General features: G+C 48.0%; 13 protein-coding genes. 1 reads left to right on the plus strand and 12 read right to left on the minus strand.

Annotated elements, in window-relative coordinates; translation table 11 throughout:
* Positions 1-8: 8 nt before the first annotated feature.
* Entirely contained in the window at positions 9-1,208 is a 1,200-nt protein-coding gene (locus AC4PHM_RS09685; RefSeq protein ID WP_492017611.1) for a saccharopine dehydrogenase family protein, read from the minus strand.
* A 336-nt stretch (positions 1,209-1,544) separates the two neighbouring features.
* On the opposite strand from AC4PHM_RS09685, the gene AC4PHM_RS09690 reads away from it, so the two are divergent.
* Positions 1,545-2,789, plus strand: coding sequence for an RtcB family protein (locus AC4PHM_RS09690; RefSeq protein WP_492017612.1), 1,245 nt, complete (start codon positions 1,545-1,547; stop codon positions 2,787-2,789).
* Between the two features lie 79 nt (positions 2,790-2,868).
* On the opposite strand, the gene AC4PHM_RS09695 is transcribed toward AC4PHM_RS09690, so the two are convergent.
* The 11 genes from AC4PHM_RS09695 to AC4PHM_RS09745 form a co-directional block, all read right to left on the minus strand.
* Positions 2,869-3,027 carry a hypothetical protein gene (locus tag AC4PHM_RS09695; protein ID WP_492017613.1) on the minus strand — a complete coding sequence of 53 codons (159 nt, stop codon included), beginning with the start codon at positions 3,025-3,027 and terminating at the stop codon, positions 2,869-2,871.
* A gap of 267 nt (positions 3,028-3,294) precedes the next feature.
* Positions 3,295-3,453 carry a hypothetical protein gene (locus AC4PHM_RS09700; protein WP_492017614.1) on the minus strand — a complete coding sequence of 53 codons (159 nt, stop codon included), beginning with the start codon at positions 3,451-3,453 and terminating at the stop codon, positions 3,295-3,297.
* Positions 3,454-3,485: 32 nt separating this feature from the next.
* A complete protein-coding gene (locus AC4PHM_RS09705) occupies positions 3,486-3,644 on the minus strand; it encodes a hypothetical protein (protein ID WP_291403842.1) in 159 nt (52 codons plus the stop codon).
* Between the two features lie 696 nt (positions 3,645-4,340).
* Positions 4,341-5,060, minus strand: coding sequence for a class I SAM-dependent methyltransferase (locus AC4PHM_RS09710; RefSeq protein ID WP_492017615.1), 720 nt, complete (start codon positions 5,058-5,060; stop codon positions 4,341-4,343).
* A gap of 99 nt (positions 5,061-5,159) precedes the next feature.
* Complete coding sequence (locus tag AC4PHM_RS09715) at positions 5,160-6,797, minus strand: glycosyl hydrolase family 18 protein (protein WP_492017616.1); 1,638 nt, start codon at positions 6,795-6,797, stop codon at positions 5,160-5,162.
* A gap of 18 nt (positions 6,798-6,815) precedes the next feature.
* Positions 6,816-7,355, minus strand: coding sequence for a chromate transporter (locus AC4PHM_RS09720; protein ID WP_492017617.1), 540 nt, complete (start codon positions 7,353-7,355; stop codon positions 6,816-6,818).
* Positions 7,352-7,963 carry a chromate transporter gene (locus tag AC4PHM_RS09725; RefSeq protein WP_492017618.1) on the minus strand — a complete coding sequence of 204 codons (612 nt, stop codon included), beginning with the start codon at positions 7,961-7,963 and terminating at the stop codon, positions 7,352-7,354. The genes AC4PHM_RS09720 and AC4PHM_RS09725 overlap by 4 nt, the downstream gene beginning before the upstream one ends.
* Before the next feature lie 191 nt (positions 7,964-8,154).
* Positions 8,155-9,267, minus strand: a complete 1,113-nt coding sequence (locus tag AC4PHM_RS09730; RefSeq protein ID WP_492017619.1) for an aminopeptidase — start codon at positions 9,265-9,267, stop codon at positions 8,155-8,157.
* Between the two features lie 167 nt (positions 9,268-9,434).
* Complete coding sequence (locus AC4PHM_RS09735; protein ID WP_492017620.1) at positions 9,435-10,223, minus strand: protein kinase domain-containing protein; 789 nt, start codon at positions 10,221-10,223, stop codon at positions 9,435-9,437.
* Positions 10,210-10,875 carry a hypothetical protein gene (locus AC4PHM_RS09740; protein WP_492017621.1) on the minus strand — a complete coding sequence of 222 codons (666 nt, stop codon included), beginning with the start codon at positions 10,873-10,875 and terminating at the stop codon, positions 10,210-10,212. Before AC4PHM_RS09740 ends, AC4PHM_RS09735 begins: the two co-directional genes overlap by 14 nt.
* Positions 10,862-12,403 (minus strand): DUF5702 domain-containing protein, encoded by a 1,542-nt coding sequence (locus AC4PHM_RS09745; RefSeq protein ID WP_492017622.1) that lies wholly within the window; start codon positions 12,401-12,403, stop codon positions 10,862-10,864. The genes AC4PHM_RS09740 and AC4PHM_RS09745 overlap by 14 nt, the downstream gene beginning before the upstream one ends.
* Positions 12,404-12,421 lie beyond the last annotated feature (18 nt).

The raw sequence follows: 12,421 nt of genomic DNA on the forward strand, positions 1-12,421 counted from the left end.
ATTCAAGATCAGTCGAGCAGGACCGGCTCAAAGCTTTCATGCCATGGCAGCCCCTGCTTATTGAGCTCTTCCATGAACGGATCCGGATCGAACTCTTCGACGTTGTAGACGCCCGGCTTCTTCCAAAGCCCTTTCAGAATCATCATGGCACCAATCATGGCAGGAACGCCTGTCGTATAGGAAATGGCCTGTGAACCTACTTCCCTGTAAGCTTCCTGGTGGTCGCACATGTTGTAAACATAGTACGTACGCGGCTGACCGTCTTTAATGCCTTGAATGACGCAGCCGATGTTCGTCTTGCCCTTCGTTCTTGGTCCAAGGGACGCAGGATCCGGAAGGAGCGCCTTCAGGAATTGAAGCGGCACAATCTCTCTGCCCTCATACATCATAGGCTCTATAGACGTCATGCCAACATTTTCAAGAACTTTGAGGTGAGTCAGGTAGTTTTGAGAGAACGTCATCCAGAAACGGATCTTCTTGATGCCTTTGATATTGAGCGCAAGGGATTCCAGCTCCTCATGATAGAGGAGATAGATGTCTTTTTCCCCAATGCCGTCAAAGTTGTAAACCTTCTTGACGGAGAGCGGCGGCGTCTCGATGAACTCGCCCTTCTCCCAATAACGGCCATTCGCTGTGATTTCACGGATGTTGATCTCCGGATTGAAGTTCGTGGCAAATGGATAGCCATGGTCTCCGCCGTTTGCATCCAGAATATCAATAGTGTGAATCTCGTCAAAGTAGTGCTTCTGAGCGTAAGCGCAGAAGACGCCGGAAACACCCGGATCAAAACCGCTGCCGAGCAGTGCAGTGATCCCTGCCTTTTCAAAGCGCTCTCTGTAAGCCCACTGCCATTTATATTCGAATTTCGCCGTATCGAGCGGCTCATAGTTCGCGGTATCCAGGTAGTCGACGCCTGTAGCGAGACATGCGTCCATGATGGTCAGATCCTGGTACGGCAGCGCAACGTTGATAACAATATCCGGACCGAACTGTTTAATAAGCTCAATCACTTCTTCAGTTTTATCCGCGTCGACTTGAGCCGTCTGAATTTTGGTCTTTCCGCCGTCGAGCTTCTCTTTTAAAGCGTCGCATTTTGACTTGGTTCTGCTTGCTATGCAGATTTCCTCGAATACGTCAGGATTTTGACAACATTTGTGAACAACGACTTGGGCGACACCACCAGCTCCGATGATAAGGGCCTTGGCCATTTTTCAACCTCCTTTGAATAGTTAATCTTCCGGGACAATTATAGTAAAAACTTCACTATAAGTCGAGTGTTTTTGCTTTTTATTAAACGACTTGAAGTGAAAAAATTTACATCCGCCTGCTGTCTATGCCAGATTTCCTGAAAAATAGGTACAGTGGAGGACACATAGTCGTTTATACCCCGCTAAATCTGAATTAAATCGCGTATGGGAATTCTCCTTGAGCAGGTGTTCACCGTATCAAGCCAGACCTTTGATGTTTGTGGCTTTGTTACAGAAGGAGCAGTGTTATGATAAGATTGTATAGAAGATCTCACGCATTCCTAAAGGAGGCACATCATGTTCACCCTTTTTGACCCCAACCGCCAAAAACTCCCTATAAAAGTCTGGCTCGATAATGCCGGAGAACTGGAACCCGTCTGTCTGGAACAGGCCAGAAATCTCTCAAATCTGCCCTTTGCCCATGGTTGGATTGCCTTAATGCCGGATACCCACAGCGGTTATGGCATGCCTATTGGCGGTGTACTGGCTGCGCGGGAGGTCATTATCCCGAATGCGGTTGGCGTCGATATAGGCTGTGGTGTAGTTTTTGAACAAACCTCCGTCAAAGTTGCTGAAGTTTTTAAGGACAGCACAGACACTCGACTTTTGGAAGTCATCGTCAACGAAATCCTGCGGGCGATTCCTACCGGCTTTGAACATCATAAGCATAAGCAGCCTTGTCAGGCAGCGGACAGATTTGAGAAAGTCCTCTCAGGTATTAAAATCCAAGACTTTGAACAAGTATTAGTTCAGGAACTCGAGCGGGCTTGCTTTCAGGTCGGGACTTTAGGCGGAGGCAACCATTTTATTGAACTGCAGGAAGATGACGAGGGCTATCTTTGCCTGATGGTTCATTCGGGTTCCAGAAATGTGGGCCATACGTTGTGTACCCACTACAACAAACTGGCAAAATCATTGAGCGGCCGATTGCAGCCGTCCATTCCCTCAAAGTGGGATCTGGCCTATCTCCCTGTTGACACTCCGGAAGGTCAGGCTTACATCCGCTGGATGCAGTTTGCCCTTGACTTCGCCCACGAAAACCGCGAAGTTATGATGGAAAGGGTCTGCGGCATCGTTGAAAAGGCGCTGGCGCCGCGCTTGTCAAAGCACACATTTGAGATTCTGGCGCACCACCATTGTCATCACAATTACGCCAGCCACGAACGCCATGATGGTCAAGCGCTCTGGGTCCACCGGAAAGGCGCTATTCGGGTTATGAAGGACGAAACAGGCATCATCCCCGGCGCCATGGGCAGCTATTCCTATCTGGTCCGCGGAAAAGGCAGCACCGAGAGCTTTAATTCCTGTTCTCACGGCGCCGGGCGCAGGATGAGCCGCCATGAAGCGAAGAAGCGATATTCACTTCAGGAGACGCTGAAAGATTTGGAACATCAAAATGTTGTCCTCGGAAAAGTCAAAAAAGGGGATCTCGGCGAGGAGTCCCGGCTGGCTTATAAGGACATAGATGATGTCATAAAAAATGAGCTCGATCTGATCGAACCCGTCAAGAGAATGAAAACCCTGGCCGTAGTAAAAGGCTGAAACATCTCAAAAAACACCAAACGCCTTTGTCATGATAAGCGACAAAGGCGTTTAACTTCTGGGGCCAGATTGGCACATTTTAATTTTCCATCTCCTTGTAACCGTAGAGACCAGCATAATCATTGTCGATTTCGTGATCGCATGCGTCACAAACACCAAAACGATTGACTTTCTTTTCATCTCCACAGCGCTTGCAAGTTTCTACTTTCCATTGATCTTTGCTGATGTACTTCTCCATATTGTTTTCCTCCCTTATCGAATAATTGTATACAATTATTCTCTTTGTGATTATTATATGAGGTAATCTTTCATTTTACAACCCCTTTTTTCAGTGAAAGCTCAATTTTACTATGTATTTTTGCAAATACATAACGTTTAACTTGCATTTTTAACTCCAAAAAGAATCTTGTTTTGCAAGCTATACATTTTATAAAATAAAAAATGCGCCCCGGTCGACTTTTTCTTCGACGAGGGCGCTCAGTTTCTGGGCTCAGGCTGAATCATTTTAGTTTTCCATCTCCTTGTAACCGTAGAGACCAGCATAATCATTATCGATTTCGTGCTCACATGAATCGCAAACACCAAAACGATTGACTTTCTTCTCATCTCCGCAGCGCTTGCAGGTTTCTAATGTCCATTGATCTTTGCTTATATATTTCTCCATATTTTTTCCTCCTAGTCAATGATTATGATCTATTAGTTTTCCATCTCTTTGTAGCCGTAGATCCCTGCATAATCGTTATCAATTTCATGATCGCAAGTTTCGCATACACCAAAGCGGTTAACTTTCTTTTCATCTCCACAACGTTTGCATACTTCCACGTTCCATTGATCTTTGCTTAAGTATTTATCCATAATGCCCTCCTTAAGTTTTTTATGTATTGCTTAACCTCTTGTGATTATTATAAGGGATGATCTTTCATTTTGCAATACTTTTTTTGATATTAATTTATATTTTTTATCTATTTTTGCAAGTTTGCATTTTACAACTTTCATTTTGCGAAAACAAATGAAATATATTTTTCTTTTATCTAAATAAAGATTTCAAACCAGTCATTATAAAACAAGTTATATTATTCGTATTTTTGTTTTTTTATACCTGTGCTGTTTTTCCTGGATCTTTCGAACCCTTGCATTCACCAGCTTACAAGTGATTCAGCACATTATGCCAGACTGCTTCATCCCAGCACCAAACCCATTCAGACCTGACGCCATTCTCAGTTATGAATCTCTACCTGTATATTCCTGCAAACCTGTTTTTGTTTTAGTTCATCATCCCTGAGTTGTTTTTGATATCACATTGGTATGTCTCGAACTATTAATGAATATTATAATCACCAAACTTTCATTTTGCAACCCCAAATTCCATTGAATTAGCCATTTATCAATGTTTTTTTACAAGTACAAAACAGAAATCTTGCATCCTCGTTTTCTTCTTGCAAGTTTACGTCCCATTAAATATATTTTATAAAATAAAATGCCGCCTCCGAAAACGAAGGCGACATTTGTATAACTTGTATAGTTATTTATTTGATCACTTTTAACATAAACTCATCGAGTTGCGACAGCGATTATGGCCGGACTCTCCGATGTATACTCCGATCCGTCAAAACCGCCTAGGAGTTTGATAGTCTTAAATCCAGCCGCTTCAAGAGCGCCTGCGAGATCCTTTGAAACAATTGGCAAAAGAATCGTCGAGGCTTCGAGTTTTCCCTCACCTTCAATTTCCAGCTGCCCGTTAAAAACAATATGCGCATCTTTAATTTCATAAGACCTGTGGAATCGCACGCGGCCTTCCTGTCGGTCAATCAACGGCAGCGAAAGTTCATTACGGTCCAGTACGCGGTCATAATTGACCGTTTGAATGACAACCGAGCCCCCGTCATTAAGTTTTTCATAGCAATCCTTCATCAGCTTATTGACTTCGTCAAGCGTATCCAGATGAACAATGGTGTTTCCTATGGAATAAATCAGGTCAAAAGCGCCAACATTCAGATCCGACAAGCGCCGCATATCATAGACCAACGCTCTGGGAGGCTTATCATCATTTTCCGTTTTCGAGACCAGCTGTTCGACCATAGGTGAGTCGGTATCAAATGCACACACCTCATATCCAAGTCTTGCGAGCGGAATCGCATAAGTACCCGTTGCACAACCCACATCCAGAACCCGGCCACGCTCAGGCAGCATGCTTTTTAGGTAAGTTAAATGCTTCTCATTGGTCGGGAAGATCACATCATAATATCGTCCAAGCATCTCATAAAAGTCCACAGGATCACCTCATCCAATTCTTCATTAGGGCTCAGCCCAGTCGTCGTTCATTACTGCCGTGACCTCAGTCGCCTATCGCTGACCTTCGTATTATACCCTTCAACGGCTTTTTATAATCTCCCATACCTCTTCACTCGCAAAATCCACAGACCATAAACCCAACCCCGGAAGTTTGTATTGTTCCATTAGATCAAGCCTCATAGTCAAAGAGGTTTCATCTTCCAGCCAAACTTTAAACTTCGAAGCACCGGCCAGATATTCAACAAAATTTTGTCCCGTCTTAGGGTCGTACACCGGCGTTAAATTTTTATTCATCAGCCATTCCTCCGACCTCAGATAACTCAATGTTGATGAGCTCACCTTCTTCGAAGCGCCTGACTCTTCCCAGATGCGGGTATACAGCGGCATGCCCAAGATCAGCTTCTCCCGCGGGATCAGAGCGAGACTTTTTTCAATGCCCGTCACAACCCAGTCGCGGGAAGCCACAGAGCCTGCCTTTGAACTGGACGCCCAGTGTTCGTCGTAAGCCATCAAGAACATATAATCGACCGCTCCAGACAGCGCCTCACGATCGTAAACCTTGGACCATTGGTCGCTCCCCTCCGGTACAGTGACATCAACGGAAACCCATTTCCCAACCCGCTTCAGCGCATCAGACAATTTTTCCACATAAGCTGTGAAAAGGTCCTGATCCTTCAAATACATATTTTCGAAGTCTATGTTGATCCCATCCAGCCCGAACGCCACAGAATAGGCGACCACATGGGCGATGGTCCGATCCGTCAAAGCTTCACTCCGCAGCATTTCAGAGGTCCACGCGGGGCTGAAATGGTTGGCGTAGAGGCCCCAGACCTGCCAGCCTGCCTCTTGTGCGCTGAGGACATAGGCCATATCCGTCAGGTTCAGCACAATACCGTCGACATTCAGGTCGAACCAGGTTGGCATGATCACATTACCGACACCAGAACCATCGGCCGCATTGAAGTTGAAATTGTGGTCATAACGATGTACCTGGTCCCAGGCCGCGATGATTCTCTCCAGAACGATTCGGTCACCCGGCGCCGCCACCTGGGGAAGCACATCTGCCTCCAGAATACTCGACACCGCAGAGGCATCGATAAGCCCAATTCGACCGTCCGGATGAACCACACTTAAATGCCCATCATCTGACTTCACGGCAGTCAGATTCTCATTTGTCATAATTTCAAAGGTTTTAACGCCATCCAAAGTCGCAAAGGTCTTCTTCGCCACCTTCACGTTCACCACTTCAGCGCGATGGGTCACAATATTAATAATCCCCGTTTCGAGGTTGCGCGTCCAGTACATCCGAAACAAACGGGACAACGCTTCCAGTTCGATATAGTTTTGATCTTCCGCCGCATAGATTGGAAGACTCAGCGTCTCCAGGGATTTGCTCAGAAAAAGGTCCGTCGCCGGATCCCCCGACTTGAACCCGAGCGCGTCAAATTTCAGGTAAAGGCGTTCTCCCGAGGGGCTGACATAAGCGCCCTCATCCAGCCAGCCCTGCACGATTCTGATATCCAGAAACAGCCGCCCCTCATGCTCAAGATAGGTCATGCCGCTTGGAATGACTTGATCGTCCACCGTCACAAGGGATCGATAAAACGTCTCCGCATAGCGTCCGGAGAGCTCATTGTACTTGAAATACCAATAACCCGCTGCCGAGGACGACACCAAGAGCAGCAAGATTATAATCACCATCACCCAACGTTTCATACACCACGCCTCCAACACTTAGCCCATCAGTCCATAAAACACGGCCCCGAGCAGCCCCGAAATGCCCATCACCCATGTAACTTTGACCTTCACGCGAGTCAGCAGCAGAAAAGCTATTGCGCCGATGGTCACTGAACGAAAGTCCCATTCCACCGTCACTCCCGTAGAAACCGCTGCGCTGAGAATCAGCGCGATCACAATGGGACGAAGGGCGCCAAAGACACTTCGAATCAGACGGTGCTCCCTGTACGGGTAGAGCCTTCCCGCCAGCAGGATTGACAAGGTGATGCAGGCAACGACCACTGCAATGGTTGCCGCCATCGATCCAGGCAGGCCACCCATTTTATACCCGACATAAGTCGAGGTATTGATGGCGACCGGCCCCGGTGTCACCTGTGAGATGGACAAAATATTAAGAAATTCACGATCTGTCAGCCAGTGATGAATCCCGACCACCTCATGCCGGATCACAGGCAGGATGGCGTATCCACCGCCAAAGCTGAAAGCGCCAATTTTAAGAAAGGTCAGCGTCATTTGCAAAATCAAAGTCAGATTCACTTGCTGCCCCCCCTGTCTTCAACACCCAGCACACCGACTTGTTTTTTGTCAGTGTTTACAGCAGCAGGCGGGCTGTCAAAAGGCTGAAACATGCGGTTGAAAAACAGTCCAACGGCTATCCCGCCGGCGATGACGAGGATCGGATGAACGCCGGCGACAATCAGCAAAACAGCCGCCAGCCCGAATATTACCTTGTTCCGCCTTGTCCACCATACCTTTGTCCCTAGCCGGTAAGCCGAAATCAGGATCATAACCGCGATGGCAGGCATCAGCCCGCTGAAGACCGGTTCGATCTTGTCAGCGATGTTCGCATTAATCAGCAAGTGCGCTATGATCACAATAATCAGAAAAGACGGCAGAATAACGCCCAATGAGGCCATGAGCGCGCCACGCAGATTCCTGAGTCTGTATCCAATAAAAGCAGCCATATTGACAGCAATTGGTCCTGGCAGGCTCTGGGCAACGCTGATGATATCCATAATTTCTTCATCCGTCATCCAAGCCTTTTTCCGGACGATTTCCTCCTCAATCAGTGGAATCATGGCGTAACCGCCGCCAAAAGTGAATAATCCAATTTTAAAAAATGTCGTCAGCAGCGATCTAACCATTATTGATCCTCCGAATAACACGCGTTTAACAATCTTAAATCTTATTGTATCATATCCGACCATCGGCGTGGGCTTGAAGTTAAAACTCAGTGAAGAGGAAATTGGTGTCAGACACCTTTTTCCATCTACAAAAACGGATGCCCCGTTTACCAGAGCATCCGTCATGTGAGTCGTTTCGGTGTGATCAAAATTTACTTCAAATTCTCAGGATTCAGCACTTCCAAATCCGCTGCTATGAAACGGCCATCTTTACGAACCAATTCGCCGTCGAAATACATTTCCCCGCCACCATATTCAGGAGTTTGAATGCAGACCAAATCCCAGTGAATGGCGGAGGCATTGCCGTTGGAAGCGTCCTCATAAGCCCTGCCCGGTGTAAAGTGGAAGCTGCCCATGATTTTTTCGTCAAACAAAGTGTCTTTCATAGGTTTGAGGATATACGGATTGACCCCGATCGCAAATTCACCCACATAGCGGGCGCCTTCATCCGTATCAAAGACTTGATTGATCTTTTCAGTGTCATTGGCGGTCGCCTCGACAATTTTTCCATTTTCAAACCTGAGGATAATGTTTTCATAAGTGAATCCATTGTAGACGGCAGGGCAATTGTAAGATATAACGCCGTTGACCGAGTCTTTAACAGGCGCCGTAAAGACTTCTCCGTCCGGTATGTTGTTTTCGCCGGCACATTTAATAACAGGGATTTCACCGATTGAAAAGGACAAATCCGTTCCCTGACCAACTATTCTGATTTCACGGGTCTTATCAAGCCGTTCAACCAAAGCATCCATCGCTTTAGACATCTTCCCATAATCGAGATTGCAGACGTCGAAATAAAATGCTTCGAATTGCTCAAGACTCGTTGAGGCAAGTTGGGCCATTGAGCTGTTCGGATAGCGCAGCACAACCCATTTGGTATTGTTGACGCGTTCATTGGTCAGATTTGAGAGATATTTTTCCATATAGAGGCGCATTTTCGCACTTGGCACATCTGCCATTTCATTCACGTTATCCGCGCCGGAGATCCCAATATAGGCATCCATCTGGCGCATTTTATAGAGATCGACCTCTTCCCAGAGTTTGTAGAGCGCTTCGTCGCCCTGCATGACTATTTCACGGGTGAGGACAGGATCCTTGAGCTCCACAAAAGGATGTCCGCCTGCTGCGTATACCTCACGAACCAAGGCTCTGACCAAAGGCTTGGGACTTTCTCCTACACTTTGGATCAGCACCTTTTCTCCAGGTTGTACATGGCAGGAATACTGCACAAGATTTTTCGCCAATTGATCAATTCTGGGATCCATAATATCCTCCTCATAGTCCATTAGTGTACTGCGAACGGCCATCGGTTATTTTCGCTTTCATTATATACAAATAATTTATACGTCGCAATAATTTTATACGGCTTAAAATATTGATTTTTTGTAATCCGATTTTTTGTAATCTGACTTTTTCGATCTGAGACCATTGTTTATCCTTCACCGATCAGATTGATCAGCGCTTCACGCAGCCCAACGGCACTTTCAATTCTCGACGCTGACTCGATCCGCGTGCACCGGCGCATCACGTCGTAGAAACCGGGGCTGAAGGAGTGAGGCTCAAGGGCTGCGATTTCCAAAAACATCCGCCCGAAACTGTATAAATCCACCGCAGCATCACAACTTTCCGGAAACAGCTTAGCTTCAGGCGGGGCATAGCCCTTGGTGCCTTTGATCCCGGTACCTTCCCCAATCCTTTCCGCATCAGCCTTTGCCGTAGAAACCTTACGCCCCACCGTCACCAGTGGCCTGGCTGAGTCGAAATCAATCAGCACAGCGTCTTCAAAGTGGTCAATAATGACATTCTCAGGCTTGAGATCATGGTGAATAAAACCATAGATTCCATGGAGACGACTAAGGGTTGTCGCGAGCTGAATCGACCACTTCATGGCATTCAAAACAGCCATATGGGGTGTCGCGGACATAATCGCCCTCAGGGTCATCCCCTCAATCCATTCTTCTTCGACCAGGAGTTCTTCCCCAAGATGTCCCGAAACCGACCAATGAAACACCACCGGCACATTCATACCTCTTGGCGCCCGCATCAAATCCAGCAGTTTCAAATAAGTCTGACTCACCGGCTTGTCATACCTCTTAATACAGCGCTTGCCGCGTCCTTCCAAGCTGCGTACGCAGTATACACTGCAGCTGCTCCCTTTCGCAACATCCTCCTGGACAGGCACAGGTTTGTTCATCAGGCGTAAATCCTTATTTTTTTTCAAACAGCGGTACCTCCAATATACAATGTGCGCAGGCTTCGTAGCCTTGAAGCTCTGCCTCGTCCTGCAATAGTTCACGACGGGATTTTCTGAGATGAAAGCAGTCTGCTTCATGGTATTTCGATCCAGTGTTGGTGACGAAGACTAAAGCTGACACTTTATTTGAGCTCTCGCTGGCACCGGGTCGGTCGTTCGCCTTGTAAATTGAACGCCCGGTCTTTTCAAAGCTGGTCACCACATAGCCAATGATCGGAACCCGGCGTACCCAGTAAAGTTTTGCTACAAAATTCCCCTTGTCATCCTCACGAAGGTAAAGATATTGAAGCTCCACCTTATAATCAACCGCCGCCAGATTGGCAGCCATAGCAAGACTCGTGCCCCCAGGCGAGTGAAGCGCAGCCGGATCCTGGACTGAAATCTGCATACAGGTGTTATGAAACGCCTGCCGGGTAACCTCTGCCGCTCTGAGATGTCCCAGATACTGAGCGAGTCCCAACCCCATCATCAACAGCAGGGGAATCGCAATGGAGGCTTCAACTGTCAGCACCCCTTTGCGGTTAAGTCCACGGTAGAGCACGCGGTTAAACACGCAGTTAAGCCCGCGATTAAGCCAACAGTCCGGCCAGCGGTCACGCCACCCCTTAATCCAATCCATAGCCATCTTCCCAGATCACCCCCGGAAGTCCGCCATCCGGTTCAACATGGATGGCAAACCTCGTCGCCCTGCGACTGAGGTCGATCCCATTCTCGCCATCTCCAATCAAAATCAAGTCCATGACCCGCAGCACATGGCTTGTTGTTGCTTTTGCCGCAAGCAGAGCGATTAAGTGGTCTCCATAGTCTGCCAGGGTCGGGTCATCTTGCTTCAGCGCGTCACGAGTGGCAGCGGCCGCCTCGTCGCCGCCATCACCAAACCGGGTGCGCCAAGCTTCATCTGTGACATGCACCCAAGGCAGCATTTCGCCGTTTAGCAGCCGCAAAAAATCACTCCTGCTCTCTGCCATACCCCAAGTCAGAGCGAGTGCCGATGAGGTAATCAGAGCCGGAACGCCTGTGACAGCATTAACCGCCCCCGCCACTGCTCCGATCACTTCCTGTTTTTCACTGCAGGCGGAGACATGGGCCACATTGCCCGCCAGCCGCATTAAGTAAATCTCGGAAAAAGCTCTGGCCTTATTGAAGGCCTCATCATCATAACCATATAGGATGTACTCCAGCTCAGCCTTGAAGAATGACGGCTGCGGCGTCGTGATATAAAAGGCAGCCCGACTGTCAGCAACCCAATGCCTGAAGTGATGGGCGACATAGAAAAGAAATGGCACGCGGTCTGAAGGCGACAAGGCCGCTCTTGGACCAAGGTAATCGCGACTGACCAGTTTAGCCTGCAATTCCGACTCCATTGTTTGATCCTGAGTTTGGTCCTGAGTTTGGTCCTGGTCCTGGTCCTGGTTCTGAGGATCTTGAACCCCTCCGGCTTCTTCAGTATTTCCAATTTTTCGGATCCACCGGATGCCTTTAGCTGCAAGTTCTCGCTCCGCCTGTGTCGCTTCCGTCAATTTCTCCGGCTCTTTAGTCACTTCTGACTCGTCACTATCATCAGCGTTGGATCTCTCTTCCTCTGTGCCACTCAAATGCGCTTCAAAATTGGCACCTGAAGTATTTTCCTCCAAAAGCCCCTCTTCGCTCTTCCCCAACACCGGAACTCCCGAAAGCCCTCCAACAAAACCGTTCAGCACCTCATCCGCAACGCCCGCCGCAACCGCCTGCCGCACTGCCTCTATAAAATATGCCGGCTGATCAAGGCTGCGGCGCGGCTCAAAGGTCCACCTTCTTCCCGGCCGTTTCCAACTCAGATTCGGTCCGGAAGGCCCAGAGAGGTAGGCCGATGGTTCCACACATTCAAGATCCACCGCCAACAAACTGTAGGCCTCCAATAGACGCCGGTCGTAAGTATGAAGAATCGACTGCCCCGTCAGTTCCAGCGTCCTGAGCATTTCCGCATGCCTCGTCTGTTTAGTCCCAAAAGAAACCAATGCTGCAAAGAGCATGGTGAGCGTCATGGTCATTAGCAGCACAAACAAAGTTACGGCACCCTTTTCCCCTAATGAAATAGCCGGATCGCAGTGCCGCCTGTTTTGACAGTTAAGACTTCGCTTGTGATTTTGTATTTGAGCGTTGGCCATGCCTTTCCCCCATTCAAA

The organism is Acidaminobacter sp. QWL-03, from assembly GCF_058683855.1.

Bases quoted from the DNA above. Each gene is read 5' to 3' on its own strand.
- AC4PHM_RS09685 (WP_492017611.1), bottom strand. From the start codon at position 1,208: ATGGCCAAGGCCCTTATCATCGGAGCTGGTGGTGTCGCCCAAGTCGTT.
- AC4PHM_RS09690 (WP_492017612.1), top strand. From the start codon at position 1,545: ATGTTCACCCTTTTTGACCCCAACCGCCAAAAACTCCCTATAAAAGTC.
- AC4PHM_RS09695 (WP_492017613.1), bottom strand. From the start codon at position 3,027: ATGGAGAAGTACATCAGCAAAGATCAATGGAAAGTAGAAACTTGCAAG.
- AC4PHM_RS09700 (WP_492017614.1), bottom strand. From the start codon at position 3,453: ATGGAGAAATATATAAGCAAAGATCAATGGACATTAGAAACCTGCAAG.
- AC4PHM_RS09705 (WP_291403842.1), bottom strand. From the start codon at position 3,644: ATGGATAAATACTTAAGCAAAGATCAATGGAACGTGGAAGTATGCAAA.
- AC4PHM_RS09715 (WP_492017616.1), bottom strand. From the start codon at position 6,797: ATGAAACGTTGGGTGATGGTGATTATAATCTTGCTGCTCTTGGTGTCG.
- AC4PHM_RS09725 (WP_492017618.1), bottom strand. From the start codon at position 7,963: ATGGTTAGATCGCTGCTGACGACATTTTTTAAAATTGGATTATTCACT.
- AC4PHM_RS09730 (WP_492017619.1), bottom strand. From the start codon at position 9,267: ATGGATCCCAGAATTGATCAATTGGCGAAAAATCTTGTGCAGTATTCC.
- AC4PHM_RS09740 (WP_492017621.1), bottom strand. From the start codon at position 10,875: ATGGATTGGATTAAGGGGTGGCGTGACCGCTGGCCGGACTGTTGGCTT.
- AC4PHM_RS09745 (WP_492017622.1), bottom strand. From the start codon at position 12,403: ATGGCCAACGCTCAAATACAAAATCACAAGCGAAGTCTTAACTGTCAA.